Origin of the sequence: Nocardioides oceani (assembly GCF_030412965.1) — a bacterium.
Classification (GTDB): Bacteria; Actinomycetota; Actinomycetes; order Propionibacteriales; family Nocardioidaceae; genus Nocardioides; species Nocardioides oceani.
Genome location: NZ_JAUHJQ010000011.1, coordinates 37,673 through 59,087, shown reverse-complemented (window position 1 = coordinate 59,087; position 21,415 = coordinate 37,673). Strand labels below are relative to the sequence as shown.

Here is a 21,415-nt window from a genome sequence, read left to right as displayed (position 1 = left end):
CAATCCCCATGTCATCGCCTCATACGCAGAAGCCGTCCGGTGCCAGCGAGCCCAGTGACCGGGAGAAGCCCGAGCAGCAGAAGGGGGACAAGGCCCATGAGCGGCGGATGTACGTACGCTTCGGGCTGATGATCGCCACCTCCACGGTGGTGATGTTCGTCTTGATGTACTCCAACGTCTTCGCCTTTGACCACGTGCGGTGGAGCGAGGAGCGCTTCTACATGGCGCTGTTGATGGGCGGCGCCATGGCGCTGGTGATGTTCGCGTTCATGCGCAGCATGATGTACAAGAACCGCGCCTACAACCTCGTGCTCGTGGCGGTGGCGCTGCTGCTCGGTGCAGGTGGGCTGTACCTCTCGCGTTCCCAGGCGTTGGTCGACGACCAGGCGTACATGAAGGGCATGATCCCGCACCACTCGATCGCCATCTTGACCAGCGAGCGGGCCGACATCGATGACGTTCGCGTTCGAGAACTCGCCGACGAGATCATCAAGGCCCAGCGCAAAGAGATTAAGGAGATGGACTGGCTGATCGAGGATATCGAGAAGAACGGCCCGGCCACCACCCAGGAGGAAGCCGATCAGCGTCCCGTCCCGAGCTTCGAGGGAACTGCCGCCAGCAGCCTCGATGATGTCAGTGATGCCCTCGCCATGTTGGCCCTGTTCGGCGTCGAACTGTCTTGACCATATACCCTAGGGGGGTATGGTGAAGTCATGAATACGCACACCCATCGTCCCGACGCCGCCACGATGGACCAGGCCACCGACCCGGTGTGCGGCATGAAGGTCGATCCGTCCGTCGCCGAGCACGCGGTCGACCACCGCGGTGAGCAGTTCTACTTCTGCTCAGCCGGCTGCAAGGGCAAGTTCCTCGCCGACCCCAGCCAGTACTCCGGCCATGGCTTCCCGGATCGTGCCGCAGGTGGCCGCGCCGAGCATGCAACTGAGCCAGAACATGGGCAGACGACCCCGAGTGAGGGCGAGTCGGTCGAGTACACCTGCCCGATGCACCCCGAGATCCGCCAAGACGGCCCCGGCACCTGCCCCATCTGCGGGATGGCCCTCGAGCCCGTCATCGTCACCGCGGACACCGGCCCGTCCGAGGAACTGCGCGACATGACCCGCCGCTTCTGGGTCGGCGTCGTCCTGTCCATCCCGGTCGTGATCCTCGGCATGGGCCGCGACCTCGTCCCGTGGCTGCACGACAACATCTCCGCCACCGCGTCGGCGTGGACCCAGCTCGTGCTCGCGACCCCGGCGGTGCTGTGGGCCGGGTGGCCGTTCTTCGTCCGCGGCTGGGCATCAGTGAGGACCCGGAACCTCAACATGTTCACGCTCATCGCGATGGGCACGGGCGTCGCATGGCTGTTCTCCGTCCTCGCCACCGTCGCGCCGGGCATCTTCCCTGCCGCTTTCCGTGAGGACGGGGCCGTCGAGGTGTACTTCGAGGCTGCAGCCGTTATCGCCACCCTCGTCCTTCTCGGGCAGGTCCTCGAGCTCCGCGCGCGCGAAGCTACCTCCGGCGCCATCAAGGCCCTCCTGGACCTGTCCCCCAAGACCGCGCGCCGCGTCGGTGAGGACGGCACCGAGGAGGAAATCACTCTCGACCAGGTTGAGATCGGGGACATGCTGCGCGTCCGCCCCGGCGAGAAGGTCCCGGTCGACGGGCTTGTTGAGGACGGCAAGTCCGCTGTCGACGAGTCCCTCGTCACTGGCGAGTCCATGCCCGTCACCAAGAACGTCGGCGATAGCGCCATCGGCGGCACCCTCAACCAGACCGGCGCCCTGCTGGTGCGCGCCAACGCGGTCGGCCGCGACACCATGCTTGCCCGCATCGTGAACATGGTCGCCGAGGCCCAACGCTCCCGCGCACCCATCCAGCGCACCGTCGACCGAGTCTCAGCAATCTTCGTACCCGCCGTCATCGGCGTCGCCGTGCTCGCATTCATCATCTGGGCGCTCCTAGGCCCCGACCCGAAGCTGGCTCACGCGCTCGTCGTCGCGGTCAGCGTCCTGATCATCGCCTGCCCGTGTGCCCTGGGCCTGGCCACACCCATGTCCATCATGGTCGGTGTCGGGCGCGGCGCCCAGATGGGTGTCCTGATCAAGAACGCCGAAGCGCTCGAGCTGATGGAGAAGGTCGACACCGTCGTCGTCGACAAGACCGGCACCCTGACCGAGGGCAAACCCGCCGTCGTCGCCGTCGAGCTCGCCGAGAGCTTCCACACGCACACCGCCGACGAGCTGCTGTGGCTCGCGGCCGCGGTGGAGAACGCCTCGGAGCATCCGTTGGCTCGCGCCATCGTCGACAAGGCCCACTCCGCCCTGGCAGCCGGGACCGAGTCCAGCGCAGGCAGGCTGCCCGAGGTCGCTGACTTCGACGCACCCGCCGGCAAAGGTGTCCTCGGCATCGTCGAGGGCCGCGAGGTGCTGATCGGGACAGCCGGGTTCCTCACGAGCCAGGACATCGACCCCGCGCCCCTGGCCGACAAGGCCACCCAGCTGCGCCGCACCGGCGCGACTGCCGTCCTCGTCGCCATCGACGGCACCCCAGCCGGCGTCATCGGCATCGCCGACCAGGTCAAGGACACCACCCCGGCCGCGCTCACGGCGCTGCGCAAGGAGGGCATCGAGGTCATCATGCTCACCGGCGACAACCAGGTCACCGCCGCCGCGGTCGCCGCCGACCTAGGCATCGACCGGATCGAAGCCGAGGTCCTGCCCGACCACAAGGCCGACGTCGTCAACCGACTCCGTGCCGAGGGCCGCGTCGTCGCGTTCGCCGGAGACGGCGTCAACGACGCCCCTGCGCTCGCCGCAGCCGACGTCGGACTGGCGATGGGCACCGGCACCGACGTCGCCATCGAATCTGCCGGAGTCACCCTGCTCCGCGGCGACCTCAACGGCATAGCCCACGCCCGACAGCTCTCACATGCCGTCATGTCCAACGTCCGACGCGGTCTGGTCCTGGCGTTCGGGTACAACACCGCCGGCATCCCCATCGCCGCCGGAGTGCTGTACCCAGTGTTCGGGTGGCTGCTGTCCCCGGTCATCGCCGCGGCCGCGATGGCTCTCTCGTCGGTCAGCGTCATCATCAACGCCCTGAGGTTGCGAACCCAGCGGCTGCCCTGATTCCAGTGTTTCCGTACCATCGAAGCCGATGAGCCCCGTGCCCGCGACCAGCCGCCGCACCCGCAACTCCCTGTGGGCGCGGACGGCTGCGCGGCTGACCGGCCGCAGCGCAGTGGCCGCCCTCGTAGCGGCCCTGGTCGTCGGCATCCTCGGCATGCACGCCCTGGCCAGCCACGGCGCTTCGCCAGCCGCCACGGTCCCAACGCCCTCAGGCACGATGAGCATGACGAGTACGGCGGCCATGACTTCTTCCCATGAGGAGGCGATGGCCTCGGGGGACTCGCACGACGGACACGCGCACTCCGCCGCGACTCAGTCCTCGATGGCAGCCCCCGAGGCCAGCGTTGAGGTCAGTGCTGACGCTGGTTCCGGCTCGGGTCACGGCATGGCGAGCATGGTGATGCTGTGCGTCGTCATGCTCGCCGCTGCAGCGCTCACGCTGCTGGCGCTCCTCGCCACCGGCTTCCTCCGGCCGCTGCAGCCGGAGGCGTTCATGCCCGCAGCCGTCCGCGAACGGGCGCTGCGGTGGGTGCGTTGCACCGGGCCACCCCATGAGTGGCAGTTCTCCGTCATCAGGTGCTGACAGGCCCTGCGACCGCCCGCCACCGCTGACCTCGACCGTCAGAGTTCGACACCAGCGTCCCGGCCGGGTGCCGCTTCCGCCTGCCCGCAACACCCCACCTGACTACCTGACTTCCAGGAGAACTCGCATGCAAATCAAGACCAAGACCCGTACGCGCGCCCTCGGCGCCGTCGCGCTCACCCTTGTCCTCGGCGCCGGCGTTACCGCCTGCGGCGACGACACCTCCGACGCGGGCGGCCAGTCCGAGGTCAGCGCCACCGAGCACAACGACGCCGACGTCGCGTTCGCGAGCGACATGATCCCCCACCACGCCCAGGCGCTGTCGATGGTTGACCTGACCATTAAGCGCGACCTCGACCCCGAGGTCCAGGCCCTCGCCGAGGACATCCGCGACGCCCAGGGCCCGGAGATCGAGACCATGGCCGACTGGCTCACCCAGTGGGGCGAAGACGTCCCCGAGACCATGCGCGACCACGTCAACTCCGGCCACGACATGGGCGACATGTCCGACAACATGGACGACATGGGCGACGACGACATGCCCGGAATGATGACCTCCGAGGACATGGACGCCCTCGAGAACGCCTCCGACGCCGAGTTCCAGGACATGTGGCTCGAGATGATGATCGAGCACCACGAAGGCGCCATTGAGATGGCCGAGACTGAGCAAGGAGACGGCCAGTTCAAGGACGCCGTCGACCTCGCTGGCCAGATCATCGACGCCCAGCAGCAGGAGATCGACATCATGCGGGGCCTCCTCGACTCCTGAACCCGCAGCGCAGGCGGACGCCACCGTGGCGGTGGCGTCCGCCCTGTTCGTGTGCCCCACGTTCCGCACGCCTCCGGCGACCCAACCGAGGCACGCCACCACAGCAAAGGGAACACCTCCATGAAGACACCCACCCCCGCTCAGCTGGCGGCCGCCGCCGTCACAACAATCCTCACCCTCATCGCCGCCGGATGCGGCACGGACCCGGCGGCCACCGATGCCACTAGCGAGACCAGATCGAGCTCGTCGAGTTCGTCGAGCTCCGCCGGCGTTGAGCCCGACGACATCTCGCTCCCGCCATGGCCAGCACCCGGCGACGTTCCGGCCCGGGTCGCCGCCGCCGGGCTCGACCTCGGCCCGATGGGCACGGCCGAGCACTACCACCCCACGCTGGCTATCACCATCGACGATCAGCCGGTCCCCGTCCCGCCCAACATCGGCGTCGACCCCGATACTGGCGCCATGTCCGCGGTCCACACCCACGAAGGTGACGGCACCATTCACATCGAAGCCCACACCGTCGGGGAGAAGTTCACCCTCGGCCAGCTGTTCACCCAGTGGGGCGTCGCCCTGACGCCGACCCAGATCGGTGGCGTCAAGGCGAACGCCGGTGAGGAGGTGAGGGTGACCAGCAACGGTGCCCCCGTGACCGGCGACCCCGGCGACCTCGAGCTCGAACCCGAGCAGGAGATCGAGCTGACCCTTCCATGACCCACGCCCACGCCGAAGTGGTCCGCGACCTCGCTGGAGGGACCGTTGAGGGTGGTTGTCCCCAGCGGTACCGCACGTACGCGCTCCGGCCTCGACGTTCCGAGAGCAGAACCGCCAGTGGCGATCTGGTCCCCTCGGATCTTCTGTGGCGAGGTCGTCCCGGCAGGGGATCCTGCTGGGCACGCTCCGCGAGTCGATTCGCTTACGGCCACGGTGCACCACATCTGCTTGCCGTCACGCGGACGTGACCAAAGCCAGACCGTCGCTCGGAGCGTGCCACCACAAGGCCCTGCCTCGGTGCCCTGGGCCGGAGCGACGCACTCAGACCATGGATCCGAGATCGGACCCCACGGTCGGGTACGCAGCGGTGGTCGACTTGAGTTGACGGGTGGTGAGCCCGAGCGTGATGGCTAGGCCGAAGGTGTTGATGAGTTCCCCGTACTCGGGTCCCAGCAGATGGGCGCCCACGACGCGGTCCGTGGACCGGTCGATGAGGACCTTCGCGGCCGCGGTGGTCTCGCCGAGGCGGTAGTTGGAGTACCAGCCGCTGGTGTCGCTATGACGGACGGTCAGGTCGATGCCTTGCTCGCGAGCCTCCGTTTCGAGCATGCCGACGCGGGCGAGCTCGGGGATGGTGAACACCGCCGTCGGGATGCCGCTGTAGTTGGGAGCGGCCGTGGTGCCCTTGATCATGTTGGAGGAGGCGACCTTGGCCTCGATGACCGCCACCGGTGTCAGCGGCATCCCCGCGGTGTCCGCGGAGTCCCCGGCAGCCCACACGGCTGCGTTCGTGGTGCTCTGGAGATGATCCGAGACGCTCACGCCACGCTCGCCCCATTCCACCCCGGCGGCGTCGAGGGCAAGACCGGCGAGGTCCGCGACACGACCCGCGCCGTGGACGACGAGGTCGGTCTCGATGCTTTCGCAGACTCCGGCCCGGTCCAGGGTGACGATGTAGCCGCGGCTGTTCGGCTCGACAGCCACGATGCTGGTGGAGCGTCGCAGCTCGACGCCGATCTCGGCGCCACGGGCGACCAGCAGCTCGACGAGGTCGGGGTCGAATCCCTTCAAGGGTCGTTCGCCGCGGTCCACGATGACCGGGGAGGCGCCGGCGCGGGCGGCGATGTGGGCGAACTCAAACGAGATGAAGCCGCCTCCCACGAACAGGATCCGTGACGGAAGGTCGTCGAGGTCGAGGAAGCCGGTGCTGTCGATCAGGTGCTCGTGACCCGGGAAGTCCAAGGGGCGGGGCCTGGCGCCGGTGGCGATCAGGAAGCGGTCGGCGTCGTAGCGGGTGCCGTCGACGTCGATCTGTCGCTCAGCGGTGAAGCGCGCCGGGCCGTGGAGCGTCTCGACGCCGTTGCCGTTCAGGCCGGCCTCCATGTTCTCCGGCACCGGGTCGGTGAAGCCGTGCTTGTGCTTCATCAGGTCGCCCCATTTGATCGACAGGCCGCCCGCGTCGATGCCCTTGCCCTCCATCAGGCGGGCGCTGTCGATGATCTCCGCGCCGCGGCGAAGGATCTTCTTCGGGTCGCACCCCCGCAACGCGCACGTGCCGCCGTAGGGCAGCGGGTCGACGATCGCGACGCGCCACCCCTGGCTGGCGCACTTGTTCGCAGACGCCACACCGGCCATCCCGGCGCCAAGGACGATCAGGTCGTAGCTCTGGCTCATCGGCGGCTCTCCTTAAACGGGTGATTGGTGGTCTCGTCGATGTCTGACACGGGACACCGCCCGCGCCGCACCCGCGTCACCCAACCGAGGACGACGAGCACGAGGCCGACACCGATCAAGGCCCAGCTCTGGAGGGACACCCCGGCCACCGCACCGAGCACCCCCAGCGACAGCAGCACCGGCAGTCCGCAACAGATGCCGACTGCGCCGACGACCGCGGCCACGGGCCCGACAGTGCCCATCCGGTCACGCATCGGCGAGCGCCACACGGATCTGGTCGAGTGTCGGTGCGCCTTCATGGCCACCGGGGACCGCGTATCTCCGACAAGCCAGCCCGACGTGCGCGCCGGACTCGGCGAACAGGTCGACGCCGTCGATTTGGATGCTGGGTGAGCCCAGAAACCCGACGCGCTCGGCGTCCTCCGGGGTCTCAACCAGTCGGCGGGTCACCGTCACGTCGCCGCGCTCGGCTGCGATCAGCGCCAGGCGCTCGTCCGCAACCTTCCAGCTCGGGCAGTCCTCGAAATAGAGCAGCGTGATGTCCACGCCCCGACGCTAAACCTTGAACCGCGGTACAAGGTCAAGCGGTACAGTGAGATCATGCGCATCGGAGAAGTCGCCGAGGCCGTCGGGGTCCCGACCGCCACAATCCGCTTTTACGAACGCAAGGGACTGCTGCCGCAACCGCATCGAGGCCCCAACGGCTACCGCGAGTACGACGACTCGACACTCACCACGCTCGCTTTCATCCGCAACGCTCAAGCCGCCGGCCTCACCCTGGTCGAGATCGCGACGATCCTCGACCTGCGCCGCGAAGGCGCTACCCCGTGCGGTCACGTGCAGGACCTCCTCGCTGCGAAGTTGCTCGACGTGCAGCAGCGGCAATGCGAGCTGGCCACCCTCGAAGCGGATCTCGTCCACTTGATCAGCCTCAGCCGTCGGCTGGACCCGGCCAACTGCTCCGACGAGGCGATCTGCCACATCATCGCCCAACCACTGGCCTCACGACCACGCACGGACGCCGTAGGCCTGGAGGTAGGTTCACCGGCATGAGGCGCCGCATCATCATCCCGGTCACGCTCTACCTCACTGCGGCCCTGGGGAGCCGGGTCGCCGAAGCAGCGGGCTTTCACGGTGCCACTGCTCGGCGACGTGCTGGTGCCGCAAACCCCTGCTGAGCGCATTCCGCTGGGTTCTGCCTATCGGCCACCGCTAGCGCTCGACCGCTCGAATCGCACGAGGGGCCGAACGGCGTACAACTCGTGACCGCGGTCCCGGACGCAACGGCGCCGGCCGACGACCGCCAGCGGATCCGCTTGCGGGACTCCCACCCACCGTCCGAGTGACCGGGTCTCAGAACTTTCTTGAAATTCGGGGGGACGCTGTCTGACCTGCGCAAACGTGGCGCGGGCTGCTGCGTCCCCCCGAGGTTGGACGGCCCGGGGGGACGGATAGGGGGACGCTGAGCCGCCACGCTGCGGCCGTGACCAAAGTCAGTGGCGTCAGAGTGTCCGATTCGTGCGCGTCACGGTTGCTTATCCGTGGCGTGAGGATGTTGCGACGACTCTCGGCCCACGCCGCGCGGGACGCAACGACATGGTCATGTCCGGTTGCCGGGGTGGTCCTTGTTCCTCAGGTCGGGGTGCTCGATCGTCTTGAGGTAGCGGGTGGCGCCTTCGACGCTGAGTCCGAAGAGGTCGTAGATGCGGCGTACGTCGCCGCCGGTGGCGTGGATCTCGTGCAGGATGCGGTCCTCTCGCAGGGCGCGCGGGCGAACGCGGCTGTCCCTCCAGGGAAAGGACGGACCGCCGGGGACGAGACGCGGCGCGGTGCGTCGGTTGATGAGCAGGTGCGGGTTCGCGGTGGCCGGCCAAGTGCGGTTGCGATGATCGAGCCAGGCGCTCAGCCGTGTCCTCACGGGTGCGGCGAGCGGGATGTCGCGGCCGTCGAGGTGCAGCCGGCCGTCCACGATGTCGGACAACTGCAGCTCACGGACCTGCTTGCCGGTCAGGCCGTGGAAGGCCACCAGCGCGACGGCGAGCGCGAGGGCCGAATTGGGCGAGTCGAGCTCGGCGCGGATCAAAGCGGGGTCGAGCGGCAGCGGAAGGTTCGTGGCTATGCGGGTGAGGTCGATGTCCTTGATCGGGTTGGTGAAGACGAGTCGGCGGCCCTTGAGGATCTTGAACAGCGACTTCAGTCCGATCTCGGCGAAGTGGCGGTGGCTGGTGCCGGCGGGCAGGGCCGCGAGGGCGGCCAGGATGTCGTCTGTGCTGATCTCGGCGAACGACTGGCGCCCGGCTTCGACCCATGCCTGCACGACGGGCGCGAGGCCCTGGATGTGGATCTCGACGGTCTCGGGTTCGCGGGGCACCTGGCGTGGTGCTTGTCGGGATCCGCCGAGCATGATCTGAAGCCACAACTGGAGGTGCCCCCGCATCGTGTCCGGGAGGGCTCCGGATTCGATGAACTTGGCGTTGAAGTACCGCTCGACCCGGGTTGGTACGTCCTCGATCAGGAGCCCGGCTTCTGCGAGGACGTCGAGGGTGGAGGTGATGGTGCCGTCGTATCGGCGCAACGCCACGACGTCACTGGCGCGGACCTTAGCGGTGGAAGTGGGCCGCAGGATCTGCAGCAGCCGCAGGGACTGGGTCACGGCATTGCGCTGCTTGACGCTCCAGCCGTAGCGGCGGGCGTGGTCGGCGACGATGGCCGCGCAGTAACGGGTCAGTTCGCTGTCCTCGACCAGGAGGCGTTGGCGCAGCACCGCGGGGTCGGGGTCCATGTCGAACAGGATCAGCTGTTCGAGCGCGTTGTCGTCGAAGCTGGTGCCGGGTTCGTAGGGCAGCTGGTTCTTGGTCTTCGTCGACCATCGGCGATCCCTGCGGACGTAGTCAGGCACCGGTGTCGCGCGCCGCTTGAAGACCATGTTGGCGAAGAACAGCTGCTGGCTGTGCTGGTTCGCCGCGGTGACATCGGGTGCTCGGCCGGGTTCTTGGTCGAGGCGGGCGTTCTCAAGGCACAGCCGACAGGCTTGCCGGTCGCTGACGTGGCTGGTGCGGCCGCAGGAGGAGCAGGTGCCCTTCGGGTAGTGCCTCTGCCACCAGCGACAGGACCAGCAGGTCCAGTTGTAGCGGGGGTAGACACCCCAGGCCAGACAGCCCTTGCACGATCCGACGTGTTCGGAGCTGCGGGGATGGCACCGACTGCACAGCCCCTGACTGAAGTAGTCGGTGCGGGAGCGGCAGCGGTTGCACGGTGGAGCCGCGAATGGGCCGCCGGGCAGGCACTGATAGCAGAAGTCCACCCGGGGGCGGGTCCACGCGACGCGGTTGCTCTGGCACGCGTTGCACTTGGGCGGCAACCGCAACGCCGCGTTGGGGCCGGGCGCAGGCATGCGGTGCTCGTCGTTTCGGTGGGCGATCGGGGTGCGGGCTACAGCGGTGGGGTCGAGCGGGGCTTGCCGAGCCGCGGGGTGACCGCCGGTGGCGCGCCGCCGTTGCCGTTCGACTCGTCGCCGCCATTTCCGCCGTTGTCGTTGGCGGCGTCGGTGTTGCGGGGACGGCGCGCGGCGACCTTGTCCGGCTCGGGTGTCATCAGGTCGTTCGGGGTGCATTCGAGCACGAAGCAGAGCACGTCGAGCTCTTCGAGGCGCATCGTCGGCGGGGTCCCGGCCCACCACGACGACATCTTTCCGGCGGAGATCTCGAGCCCGGCATCGGACAGCATCCTGCGCAACTGCGCGGACTTCCAGATCCCTCGTTCGGCGGCCCGCAGCCGCAGGCTCCACTGCATCTGGATCAGCTCCTTCGGTTCTTCGGTCTCGTTAGTCGGTACGGAGGCCCAGGCGGACTTCGATGCGGTCGCTCGCGCTGTTCCACGCGCGTTCGATGTGGTCACTGCGGACATGGAGATACCCCGAGGTCGTCGCCAGCCACTGGTGGCCAAGGAGTTCTTGGAGCGCCTTGATGTCCATGCCGGCCGCGTACAGCGACGAGGCGCAGTAGTGCCGCAGCACGTGTGGCGTCATTCGCCCCGACCACGCCGGCAGCCACTCGTCGACCTGGATACCCAGGGCGCGGCGCAGCGCGTTCGCACCGACACGTCCGCACCGATCCAGATCCCTGTCGAACCGCTCAGAGGGCAGCAACGGCGCGTCCGGGTCGGCCCAATCCTCACCGTACTGCGGGCGGACCTCGGCCAGCCACCAGTCGAGCAACTGGTTCGCGCCGTTGATCGCAGGCACCAACCGTGGCTTGGGTCCGCGGCCGCCCGAGCCCTTGCCGTGGCGGACGTGGAGTTTGCCGAACTCGCCCAGATCGGGGCGCCAGTCGCGGATGTCGAGCATGACGGTCTCGTTGATCCGCAGCCCGAGTCGGCGCCACAACGAGGCAGCGAAGTAGTCGCGGGCCGCCGGCCGGTACTTGCGCGCCTGTGTGACCGACCCGCGCCAGGCGGTGAACAGCGAGTCGATCTCCTCATCCGACGGCGGCACCCGGACCTTCCCCAGCGATGCCCCCGACTGGCGATTGAACTCATCGATCGGCTGCTCGACCAAGACACCAGTCGCGCGGCGGATCGTGCCCCCGTAGCGGGCGATCACGAACTCGTAGAAGCCCGCCAACGCGCCGGCCTTCCCCGCCCGGGTCGACACGCTGAGCCCCATCCGCCGCTGCTGGGCCAAGAACGCGTCCGCGTCCGCACAGGTGACCCCCCACAGCGGAGTCGACAGCGAGCGAGCGAACTCGATGACGATCGCCCGAGTCGCGCCGATATGGCGGTCAGTCAGACCGGCCGCCGACATCGCCAGCGCGTACTGGTCCACCAGCTCCTGCTCGAAGTCCTGGACCGCCTGCGCACCTATAAGTGCCGGATCAACAGCGCTGCCGCCCGGCAACGCCACCAGACCCATCAGTCACCGACTTCAATGGAGGCGATCATGCGTCGATGCTACAGCCAAACCGTCGTTCAGAGTGACGCTTCGTCAATGCGCGCCCTCCAGAGAGCTGAACCGACGCCACCTGCGCAAACGCAGATCGGGGCGCATGGACGTCCGATCGAACCTGAGTTCCTAGAGATTGCCGGCTGAGGCGCTCGGGACTGACCTGTCGTGAAGAAGCTTCTGCTCGCCGGACTGCCGGTCCTGATCATCTTCATGGGCCTGCCGCTGCTGGTCTCCCTGATGGTGGTCATGAGCACGACCGCGGCCGCGGAGTGCCGCACCCAGACCAACCAGACCGCCCCCACCGAGCTCGGGGACCTCGGCGTCATCGACGGGCCCGTGGGCGGCCCGGTCAAGGGCAAGGTCACCCTTGCGCAGGCCAACATCCCGCGCCGGTCCGGCCTGGACGGCTTCCGCGCGTCCATGCCCAAGGTCCTCTCGACCGACCCCGACTTCGTCACCCTCAACGAGGCGAGCGGGTGGAGCCTGGCGCAGATCGAGGCCGCCGCCCCCGGCTACGGCGCGTTCCGGGTCTCCGACCACACCGGCGACAACAACTCCATGGGCAACGTCGTGCTCTGGAAGCGCGACACCTGGTCCAAGGCCAACGGCGGCCGGGTCACCCTCGTCGTCGACGACAACACCTACTACCAAGGCCGGGCGGTCACCTGGGACCGGTTCGCCACGTGGGTGATCCTCGAGCGCGCCGACGGCGCCGTGGTCTCGGTCATCTCCACCCACCACATGACCAACCCGCACAAGTGGCCCCGGCAGCACGGGAACCCGCCACTGACCCGGCCCCAGCAGTACGGCGCCGGCATGGACATCCTGCTGCAGCTGCGCAACTCGCTGGCCACCCACGGCCCGGTGCTCATCGGCGGCGACATGAACACCCACGCCTCCTACACCAACCTGCCGTGGGCGGCGGCCGCGAAGATGAAGGCCGCCGGCTACGGCTGGCACAACCACGCGGTCGACTTCGTCTTCTTCCCCCAGCACCAGGGCGTGCGCCTCGAGCGGGGATGGTCCGGAACGATGGTCTCCGACCACCACTGGATCTCAGCCCGCCTCTCCATGAACGGCGCCGGCCCCGAGAGCGCGCCCGCGCCCGCCGCCACCAGCGACGGCGTGGTGAACGCCGCCCACACCACGAGGACGGCGGCCGAGCCGCCATCCGGGGACGTGCTCGCCCAGCTGATGAGGCTGCGGTTCGCCTCCAGCTACCCGACCATGACCGCCGAGCAGGCCCGCAACGCGATCACCATCGCCCAGGTCGCCCGCGACCTCCAGGTGCCCCGCCGCGGGTTGCAGATCGCCATCGCCACCGCGATCCAGGAGTCCAAGCTGGTCAACCTCACCGGCGGCGACCGCGACTCCGGCGGCCTGTTCCAGCAGCGCCCCTCTCAGGGCTGGGGCAGCCGCGCCGAGGTCACCAACCCGGTCCTCGCCGCACGGGCCTTCTTCGGTGAAGCCCAGCACACCGGCAACCCCGGACTGCTCGACATCCCGGGCTGGCAGAACATGCCGCTGACCCAGGCGGCCCAGGCCGTGCAGCGCTCCGGCTACCCCGACGCCTATGCCCAGTGGGAGGGCGTCGCCGGCGACATCACCGACCTGCTCGGCGGCGACCTGCCCGACCTTCCCGACGACGGGTCCACCACGAACGTGGCCAACTGCCAGGGCGAGACCATCAACCCCGTCACGGTCGGCACTCTCAACCTGCTCGGCGCCGGTCACACCGACGAGGCGGGGGAGCGGCCCGGCTTCGACACCTGGGACAAGCGACTGCCCGGGGCCATGCGCACGATCGAGAACGCAGGGGTCACGATCGCGGGCCTCCAGGAGGTGCACGGCCCGCAGGCCAACGCCCTGGAGAACCAGTACGCGGGCAAGTGGGGGATCTACCCGGCCAGCGGGAAGGCACAGAACCGGGTCATCTGGGACCGCAACGAGTGGAAGCAGACCGACGGCCGTCTCGTCGACATCCCCTACTTCGGCGGCAAGGACGTCGGCATGCCACTGGTGCAGCTGACGTCGACGACCACCGGCCAGGTCATCTGGGTGTGGAGCATCCACAACCCGGCCAACACCCAGGGGAACGCCGCCGCGCACCGCAAGGAGGCGCTGCGCCGCCAGCTGGCCACCATGACCGACGTCGCCGGCACCGGGATTCCGACGGTGATCGTGGGCGACTTCAACGACGGCAAGGACGGCAACGACTCCTCACACTGCGCGCTCACCCCCGAGCTCACCAACGCCTTCGGCGGGTCGGCTGAGCCGTGCAAGAAGCCCAAGAAGGACGCGCCGATCGACCACATCTACGGCGCCAACCTCACCTGGGCCAGCGCCGAGGTTGACAACAGCACGCAGGCCAGCAAGATCGCCGACCATCCACTGGTGGTCGCCACCGCCGCAGGCAGCAGCGTGGGCTGTGCAGTGGCGCAGGCGACCAACTACAACCTCGGCCCGGTCAAGCCGCAGCTGACGCAGCTGGTCAACATCCTCGGCCCGATGTTCGACATCAAGACCGTCGGCGGCTACCGCGAGAGCGCCACCGACCCCGACGGCCACCCGGCCGGGCTGGCGGCCGACTTCATGGTCCCGCTCACCCCCGCCGGCAAGGCCCAAGGCGACGCGCTCGTGGCCTACGCCCAGGCCCACGCTCGCCAGCTCGGGATCGACTACATCATTTGGTACCAGCGCATCTGGTCGGTCGCGCGCGCCGACGAGGGCTGGCGGCGGATGGAGGACCGGGGCTCGGCCACCGCGAACCACATGGATCACCCGCACATCAACGTGCTGCCCGACGCCAAGGTCACCCCGATCGGCCTCGAGGGCGCGTCCTGCGACGAGGTGGTCTACCCGGTGCCGGCGAAGTACATCGGCACCGACAACCACAACTGGCACGAGACCGGCCCCTACTGGTCCAACTGGCACACCGGGACCGACTTCTCCGCGCCCTGCGGCACGACGGTCTACGCAGCCCACGCCGGGACCATCGAGATCGACACCAGCCAGGGCTGGGCCGGTCCGCAGCTGGTCAAGGTCACCACCGGCGCCGGGTCGCTGACTACCTGGTACGCGCACATGCAGAGCGTCAGCGTCAGCCGCGGCCAGACCGTCGCTGCCGGTGAGCCGATCGGCCAGGTCGGCAAGGAGGGCAACGTCTCCGGGTGCCACCTCCACTTCGAGGTCCACCTCAAGAACGGCTCGATCTACGGCCCCGACAACGTCGACCCCTCGACCTGGCTGGCTGAGAACGCCTCAAACCCGACCCGCGCCGTCTGATCGCTGCCGGGGACTCCCGGCACATAGGTGACCAGCCAGAACTTTTGACCACGAGGTGAATCCATGCAGAGAGAGCGCCGACGCGACCCGTACCCCTGGACCTGGGAGATCCCTGTCGCCGTCGCCCTGGCGACACTGTTCGTCATCGTCATCGGCATCCAGCTGGGCCGATCGGTCGCGAACCTGCTCGCCGGAGCCGGGTGGACCTGGCCGGACGCCAACGCCGGTGCGTTCCCCTCGCCGATCGGGACCGCCTTCTGGACCAGCCTCCCCGGCGTGCTCGGCGGCCACGCCGACGCCGGGCTGCCCGCACCCACTCCTGACGGGCTGGCTGGTCGTGGTCTGGTGTGGGTCAGCCTCGCGCTGACCGAGGCCGCGCTGCTGACGGCCACGATCTGGGTCGGCGTGTGGGCCTACCAGCGCTGGGGCCCGGGACGCATGCGCGGCATGGCCACCGCCGCCGAGGCCGAGAAGCTCCTGGGCGTCACCCGGCTGCGCAAGGTCGCCGGCATCGTCCGACCCGACCTCTACGGCAAGCACGCCACCGCCACGGCGGCACCCGTCCAGCGCACCGCCGGAGACCTCACCGAACAAGCAGGGCCGCAGCTCGGCCACGGACTCAGTCCGTGGCTCCTCGACGGCCGCCGCACGAAGGAGGAGCGATGAAGCTGAGGTTCAACCCGTGGGACGTGGGCTGGCGTATCGGCGACGCGCACGAGCCGCGCGGCGGCGAGCTGTGGGTGCCGTGGGACCGCACCGCCGGCGTGATCGGGCCGCAGGGCTCCGGCAAGACCCTCGACCTGCTCACCCCGGCGCTGCTCGGCGCCCCGGGTGCTGCCCTGGTGACCCTGACGAAGGTCGAGGACCTGCTGCTCAGCCTCACCGAACGCTCCCGCGAGGACCGGCCCTGCGTTGTGCTCGACCCGTTCGGTCTGGCCGAAGGAGTCGTCGACGAGCTGATCTGGGATCCGATCGCCGGGTGCGTTGACCCGAAGGTCGCGGAGCGGCGAGCCAAGGCCTTCACGGCCGGGACGGTCAAGGGTGCGATCACCGGAGGCACCGGTGACGATGCCGCCCGGTTCTACGCCGCGGAGTCCGCGAAGGTGCTGCAGGGCTACTTCCACGCCGCGGCGCTGACCGGCAAGACCCTCGAGGACGTCCTGCAGTGGGTAGCGAACCCGACCGCGGCCACCCAGCCGATGGAGATCCTGCGCCGGCACCCGCACGCCGAGCCGTTCTGGCACGGCCTGCTGCACGGTGCGCTCAACGGTGACGACCGCACCGCCGGCAACACCGTCACCACCGTGCAGCAGGCGGTGTCGCTGTTCTTCCAGGCCGACATCCGGCGCCGCTGTGTGCCCAGCCCGGGGCACCCGGCCACCGATCTGGCCGACGTGATCCGCCGACGCGGCACCATCTACCTGCTGGGCCGCGAAGATCCCTACGCCTCGGCCAGCCCGCTCATGACCGCGGTGGCCGAGCACGTTCTGGACACCGGGCTGCTGCTTGCCAACAACTCGCCGTGGGGTGGCCGGCTGTGTCCGCCGCTGGTCTCGGTGCTCGACGAGCTGCCGTCGACCGCGCCGCTGCCGACGCTGCGGACCCGGATGGCCAACGAGCGTGCCCTGGGGTTGTCGTTCATCTGGGCCGCCCAGACCCGGCCCCAGCTGACGAGCATCTTCGGCGAGCACGAGGCCCGGGCACTGCTCGGCCTCACCAACACCCTGGTGATGTTCGGCGGATCCAAGGACGTCGCGTTCAACCAGGAGATCTCCGACCTGCTCGGGACGGTGCGCATCGGCCGGGTCACCCACTCCACCGGTGGGTTCAACGGCGGTAGCCGCAACTTCTCCGGCGACGACATCCCGATCATGCGGCCCGAGGAGGTCCGCCAGCTCCCCGAGCGGCGGGCCCTGGTGATCGCTGAGAACGGCAAGCCGATCATCGCGGCTCTGCACCGCTGCGTGGAGGGCAAGGCCGGCGAGAAGCTGCTGGCCGACCAGCGGGCGCTACGGGCGCGGTTGACCAACGACCGCCGCATGGTCATCACCCCGGAGGCCCGGGCGACCGCTGCCCTCGTCGAGGCGCGCCGACTCGGCTTCGTCGACGACGAGATCGACTCGACAAGGGGTGAGCTGTGACGACCGAGCAGGCCCGACGGGCCGCACCGACACCGATGGTCTACGCGTTCCCTGTGCCGGGGGAGCACGTCCGGCTGGCCTACCGCGAGCTCCACATCGCCATCAACGGCACCGAGGAGCAGAAGAAGGCGCTGGGCAACCACGCCCTGCTACCCCGGCCGTGGGAGCCGGCCACGTGCCTGGACCCCGAGCTGCGCCACCAGCTGTGGGAGTGGCTCGAGGACGTCGTGATCTGGCTCAACCGCGAGTACACCTGGGACGTCTCCGGGCTCATCCCCAGCTGCTGGCCCGTGCACCCGCACCTGGTCCACGAGATCGCGGTCCTGGCCGACCAGCGCCGCCGCGCCGGACTCGCGATGACCAGCGACGCCCTTGAGGAGTGGCACCGCTACTGCCTGCCGGCGTTCGCCGACCGCATGCGCAACCGGCTGCGCACCCACTGCGACGACGAGCACAAGAGCTGGCCAGCCAGGCCGCGGCACAACGAGCACCTGGGCGAGGCCAGCACCCAGCGGCGTGAGAACGCCTTCGCCCACGACATCGACGCGCTGCCCATCAACCGCCGCGCCCACGAGCAGCCCGAGCCAACTGGTCGACCGCGCCTAGTCGAGGTCGACCTGGACACCGGCGAGATCAAGGACGACCCGCTCGGTGCGCAGCCGCGCACCCGAACTGAGAAGGGACCGCGCTAATGACTGTCAGCCGCCACTCATCTTGTCAGTGGCCACGCCGGTTCTTCCGCTCAACTGGCATTTTGTGCGCCCGGCGCCTCATCCAACGACGGCCAATCGAAATGTCAGCGACGGAGTGCTTGCCAGCCCGCTCGTTCGCGCTCATCAGGCCCCGCGGACAAGGTCAGCCGGTTCGGTAGGCCCGAGCCCCCGGTTGAAGGAACCGCTGGCACACTACGACTTGGTTGACGGCATCCCCGATGCCTACGACCTTGCCATCCCCCGGGGCACCGCAGGCGATCACCGTCGAGGAGATCCGCGAGGACGCAAGTAACCGAACCGGGCTTCCGGTGTAGCCCGGCGCATCGCGCGCCCCGAACAACGCTGAGAGCCGAACAGGGGCCCGGGGCGGTGCCTTGACCTGGGTGAGCGTTGCGCCATGACACTTGCGGCGCAGACGTTGATAAACTTATCAGCGCCTTTCATCCCGACGCGGCGAGCCGGTCATGGGGCTTCCACCGTGACCAAACCGGACGGTAGGCCCACGGTTCGTCAGCCAGCGCCGAAGGGCGGGTGGAGCCGCGGGGGGGGGGGGGGCGCCCCCCCCCCCCCCCGGGGGGGGGGGGGGGGCCCCCCCCCCCGCCCCCCCCCCCCCCCCGACGCCGTGGGTCAGCGGAGCGCGCAGCCGCTGGCGACACCGAATCTGCGGAGCAGGACGGCCGCGGGGCAGAAGCCGGTGAGGCTGGACTGCGCCAGGTTGAGGCCGACGAAGGCGGCCAGGAGCACCCACCACTGCGAGACGAGCAGGGTGAGCAGCGCGCTGAGTACGACGAGCGTTCCGGCGAGGAGGAAGATTGCGCGGTCGATGTTCACGTGTCGATCCTCATTTCAGCGGCCGAGCAGGCGGCTGAGGAAGCCGCCCCCGGAACGCTCAGCCTTGGGGTGGCCGGGGCACCACTGGCTGGCGGGCACGGCGGCCTTGACCTGGTTGATGTGCTGGCCGCAGCCGGCCCAGGTCGTCTTCTTGCAGGTGCGACAGGTTGTTGCACGGCACATGGGCGTGGTTCTCCTTGATTGGCGGTTGCGCACGGGTGTGCGGCGGTGGGGGCAGCAGTCGCAAGTTGCGTCCGCCAGGCGGGCCGGCGCGCGGAACTCCCTCGACGAGGTCGAGAACTGCGCCGCGCACCGGCCGCTGGAGCGTGCTGAAGGTCGTGCGAAAGGCGCGCTAGGGGCGTGCCAACGGTCAGGGACCCTCAGTCGTGGGCGAAGGTGATGTTGGGCAGGATCCTCTTGAGCCAGGCCGGGGTGTACCAGGCGGCGTTGCCGGTGAGGCGGAGCAGGACCGGGAGCAGGACCAGGCGGACGAGGAACGCGTCGAGCAGGACCGCGACGCCGAGGACGACGCCCATCTCCTTGGGCGGGATGGGGCCGGACAGGGCGAAGGTGAAGAACACCGCGACCATGACGGCGCCGGCGGCGAAGATCACCCGGCCGGAGTGGGCGAGCGAGCCGACCATCGCTTCCTTCGGGTCGCCGGTGCGCTCGTAGTGTTCCTTGGCCGAGGCGAGCAGGAAGACCGTGTAGTCCATGGCGATGGCGAAGATCATCGCGAAGAAGAACACCGGCGCCCACGCGTCGAGGAAGCCTTGGGACTCGAAGCCGAGCAGGTCCGCGCCGTATCCCTCCTGGAAGACCAGCCGCGCGACGCCGAAGGCCGCGGCGGTGGACAGCAGGCTGGCCAGGGTGCCGAGCAGTGAGATCAGCGGTGCCTGGAGGGCGACGAGGAGGAGCAGGAAGCCGAGGACGAGGACGACGCCGATGACCAGCGGGGTGGACTCGTCGAGCTGGGTCTTGAGGTCGAGGTTCTCTACCGGGGCGCCGCCGACGAGGGCGGAGGCCGGGAGGTCGGCGCGGAGCCGGTCGACGGTCTCGCCGAGCTGCGGGTCGGAGGGGTCGACGGTCGGGACCGCTTGGACCATGACCAGCCCGCTGTCGTCGGCTGCGGGCATCGGCGGCATGGCGGCGGCGATGCCGTCGTCGTTCTTGAGCACCTCGGTGGCCGCAGCGGCGTCGGCGTCGTTCATGACGAGCTGCAGGGTGCCGGGGGCGCCGTCGCCGAAGGACTCCTGGACCTGGTCGTAGCCGACCCGGGCCGAGGCGTCCTCGGGGAGCACCTTGATCGAGGGCATGGCGGTCGTGAGGCCGGCGATCGGGGCGGCGAGTGCGAGGAGCACGACCAGGGACGCCAGGCCCCAGACCAGGGGCCGCTTCCAGAGCCGCTCGCCCCAGGCGGCGAAGCGCGGGGAGCGGTGCTCGCCGGACTTCGACCACGGGAGCGCGAGCTTGTTGATGCGGTCGTCGAGCTTGAACAGCACCAGCGGCAGCAGGGTGAGGGTGGCGGCGAGGACGAAGAGGACCGAGAGCATGATCCCGCCTGCCATCGAGCGGAATGACGGGGAGGGAACCAGCATCACCGCGGACAGCGAGATCAGCACGGTCAGGCCGGAGAGCAGGACGGCCTTGCCGGCGGTGTCCATGGTCTGGGCGATCGCCCGCTGCTTGCCGGCGATGTCGGTGCGGCCGCTGCCGGCGCGCGCAGCGCGGGCGGCGCGGTAGCGGACGACGACGAACAGGGCGTAGTCGATGCCCAGGGCGAGGGCGAACATCATCGCGAAGTTCATCGCCCAGATGGAGACCGGCACGAGCTCGTTGATGAGCACCAGGGAACCGGCGGAGGCGACGAGTCCGGCGAGGGTGAGGAGCAGCGGGAGGCCGGCGGCGACGAGCGCGCCGAAGGCGAGCACCAGGATCGCCAGGGTGACCGGCCAGGACATGAGCTCGGACTTCAGCATCGCGTCGAGGTTGGCCTCGTTGAAGTCGCTCCACAGCAGCGAGGATCCGGTGGGGTTGACCTCGACGGCGTCGGTGGACAGCTCTTGCAGCTCGGCCTTGAGGTCGGTGGCGACGCGGACCATCTCGTTGGTGTCCGCACCGGCGCCGGCGAGCACGATCGCGGTGTCGCCGTCCTGGGACAGCGTCGCGCCCGGCGTGGGCGCGACCACCTCGGCGATGCGCGGCTCGGCCTCGAGGACGGCGGTGACCTCGGCCAGGACGTCCTTGCCCTCGCCCTCGGTGACCGGCCCGTCGGTGGAGCGGACGACGACCTGGATGGCGGAGGAGGCGTTGCCGCCGAAGTGCTCGCGGGCGAGCTCGCGGGCCTCCACGGACTCCGAGCCTTCTGCCTGCCAGCCGGCGCCGGACAGGTTGTGCTCGACCTGGGGTGCGAAGGCGCCGAGGCCGGCGATGGTCAGCAGCCAGACGACGGTGACGAGCTTGGCGTGGTCGGTGACCCACACGCCGAGGCGGCCCAGGGGCCCCATGTCGGCGCTGACCGGCCGGGTCGAGCCGGGCGAGGAGGGCGGACCCGCGTGGCGGGGCGCCGTCGTGTTGCTCATGATGATCCGTTTCTCGTTCGGGTGGGTTCGTTGTGTGCGTGAGTGCGGGCGGG

19 protein-coding genes are annotated in these 21,415 nt (G+C 69.2%); 10 read left to right on the top strand and 9 right to left on the bottom strand.

Features of this window, described 5'->3' with window-relative positions:
* The first annotated feature begins 128 nt into the window (after positions 1-128).
* The 5 genes from QWY28_RS19865 to QWY28_RS19845 all read left to right on the top strand — a co-directional run bounded on the left by QWY28_RS19865 (position 129) and on the right by QWY28_RS19845 (position 5,194).
* Entirely contained in the window at positions 129-683 is a 555-nt protein-coding gene (locus QWY28_RS19865) for a DUF305 domain-containing protein (protein WP_300954420.1), read from the top strand.
* Positions 684-713: 30 nt separating this feature from the next.
* Positions 714-3,131 carry a heavy metal translocating P-type ATPase gene (locus QWY28_RS19860; RefSeq protein ID WP_300954418.1) on the top strand — a complete coding sequence of 806 codons (2,418 nt, stop codon included), beginning with the start codon at positions 714-716 and terminating at the stop codon, positions 3,129-3,131.
* Between the two features lie 28 nt (positions 3,132-3,159).
* On the top strand, positions 3,160-3,714 hold the full coding sequence (locus QWY28_RS19855) for a hypothetical protein (RefSeq protein ID WP_224126688.1): 555 nt from the start codon (positions 3,160-3,162) through the stop codon (positions 3,712-3,714).
* 127 nt (positions 3,715-3,841) lie between these two features.
* Positions 3,842-4,483, top strand: a complete 642-nt coding sequence (locus tag QWY28_RS19850) for a DUF305 domain-containing protein (RefSeq protein ID WP_300954417.1) — start codon at positions 3,842-3,844, stop codon at positions 4,481-4,483.
* A 120-nt stretch (positions 4,484-4,603) separates the two neighbouring features.
* On the top strand, positions 4,604-5,194 hold the full coding sequence (locus QWY28_RS19845; protein ID WP_300954416.1) for a hypothetical protein: 591 nt from the start codon (positions 4,604-4,606) through the stop codon (positions 5,192-5,194).
* Positions 5,195-5,515: 321 nt separating this feature from the next.
* Here QWY28_RS19845 and QWY28_RS19840 read toward each other — a convergent pair whose 3' ends face one another.
* Genes QWY28_RS19840 through QWY28_RS19830 form a run of 3 tightly spaced genes read right to left on the bottom strand, consistent with a single transcriptional unit; the run spans position 5,516 to position 7,414 of the window.
* Positions 5,516-6,868 carry a dihydrolipoyl dehydrogenase family protein gene (locus QWY28_RS19840; RefSeq protein WP_224126691.1) on the bottom strand — a complete coding sequence of 451 codons (1,353 nt, stop codon included), beginning with the start codon at positions 6,866-6,868 and terminating at the stop codon, positions 5,516-5,518.
* Entirely contained in the window at positions 6,865-7,110 is a 246-nt protein-coding gene (merT, locus tag QWY28_RS19835; RefSeq protein WP_500690674.1) for a mercuric ion transporter MerT, read from the bottom strand. The genes QWY28_RS19840 and merT overlap by 4 nt, the downstream gene beginning before the upstream one ends.
* A gap of 4 nt (positions 7,111-7,114) precedes the next feature.
* Positions 7,115-7,414 carry a thioredoxin family protein gene (locus QWY28_RS19830; RefSeq protein WP_224126693.1) on the bottom strand — a complete coding sequence of 100 codons (300 nt, stop codon included), beginning with the start codon at positions 7,412-7,414 and terminating at the stop codon, positions 7,115-7,117.
* Positions 7,415-7,468: 54 nt separating this feature from the next.
* Here QWY28_RS19830 and QWY28_RS19825 point away from each other — a divergent pair, with 54 nt between their 5' ends.
* The gene (locus tag QWY28_RS19825; protein WP_224126694.1) at positions 7,469-7,921 is read left to right on the top strand and encodes a heavy metal-responsive transcriptional regulator; all 453 of its coding nucleotides are present in this window, start codon (positions 7,469-7,471) and stop codon (positions 7,919-7,921) included.
* 547 nt (positions 7,922-8,468) lie between these two features.
* On the opposite strand, the gene QWY28_RS19820 is transcribed toward QWY28_RS19825, so the two are convergent.
* Genes QWY28_RS19820 through QWY28_RS19810 form a run of 3 tightly spaced genes read right to left on the bottom strand, consistent with a single transcriptional unit; the run spans position 8,469 to position 11,777 of the window.
* The gene (locus tag QWY28_RS19820) at positions 8,469-10,262 is read right to left on the bottom strand and encodes a site-specific integrase (RefSeq protein WP_300954414.1); all 1,794 of its coding nucleotides are present in this window, start codon (positions 10,260-10,262) and stop codon (positions 8,469-8,471) included.
* Between the two features lie 38 nt (positions 10,263-10,300).
* Positions 10,301-10,660 carry a helix-turn-helix domain-containing protein gene (locus tag QWY28_RS19815; protein ID WP_300954413.1) on the bottom strand — a complete coding sequence of 120 codons (360 nt, stop codon included), beginning with the start codon at positions 10,658-10,660 and terminating at the stop codon, positions 10,301-10,303.
* A 31-nt stretch (positions 10,661-10,691) separates the two neighbouring features.
* Positions 10,692-11,777 (bottom strand): tyrosine-type recombinase/integrase, encoded by a 1,086-nt coding sequence (locus QWY28_RS19810; RefSeq protein ID WP_300954411.1) that lies wholly within the window; start codon positions 11,775-11,777, stop codon positions 10,692-10,694.
* A 198-nt stretch (positions 11,778-11,975) separates the two neighbouring features.
* Between QWY28_RS19810 and QWY28_RS19805 the strand changes: the two genes are divergently transcribed.
* The 4 genes from QWY28_RS19805 to QWY28_RS19790 all read left to right on the top strand — a co-directional run bounded on the left by QWY28_RS19805 (position 11,976) and on the right by QWY28_RS19790 (position 17,928).
* Positions 11,976-15,095, top strand: coding sequence for a VldE C-terminal domain-containing protein (locus QWY28_RS19805; protein ID WP_300954410.1), 3,120 nt, complete (start codon positions 11,976-11,978; stop codon positions 15,093-15,095).
* 63 nt (positions 15,096-15,158) lie between these two features.
* Positions 15,159-15,761, top strand: coding sequence for a hypothetical protein (locus tag QWY28_RS19800; protein WP_300954409.1), 603 nt, complete (start codon positions 15,159-15,161; stop codon positions 15,759-15,761).
* The gene (locus QWY28_RS19795) at positions 15,758-17,236 is read left to right on the top strand and encodes a type IV secretory system conjugative DNA transfer family protein (protein WP_300954407.1); all 1,479 of its coding nucleotides are present in this window, start codon (positions 15,758-15,760) and stop codon (positions 17,234-17,236) included. The genes QWY28_RS19800 and QWY28_RS19795 overlap by 4 nt, the downstream gene beginning before the upstream one ends.
* Positions 17,233-17,928 (top strand): hypothetical protein, encoded by a 696-nt coding sequence (locus QWY28_RS19790; protein ID WP_300954405.1) that lies wholly within the window; start codon positions 17,233-17,235, stop codon positions 17,926-17,928. Before QWY28_RS19795 ends, QWY28_RS19790 begins: the two co-directional genes overlap by 4 nt.
* Before the next feature lie 648 nt (positions 17,929-18,576).
* Here QWY28_RS19790 and QWY28_RS19785 read toward each other — a convergent pair.
* From QWY28_RS19785 to QWY28_RS19775, 3 genes are all read right to left on the bottom strand, one after another.
* Positions 18,577-18,780, bottom strand: coding sequence for a YgaP family membrane protein (locus QWY28_RS19785; RefSeq protein ID WP_300954404.1), 204 nt, complete (start codon positions 18,778-18,780; stop codon positions 18,577-18,579).
* Between the two features lie 15 nt (positions 18,781-18,795).
* A complete protein-coding gene (locus QWY28_RS19780; RefSeq protein ID WP_300954403.1) occupies positions 18,796-18,963 on the bottom strand; it encodes a DUF8730 family Cys-rich protein in 168 nt (55 codons plus the stop codon).
* Between the two features lie 197 nt (positions 18,964-19,160).
* Entirely contained in the window at positions 19,161-21,362 is a 2,202-nt protein-coding gene (locus QWY28_RS19775; RefSeq protein WP_300954402.1) for an MMPL family transporter, read from the bottom strand.
* Positions 21,363-21,415: the final 53 nt, after the last annotated feature.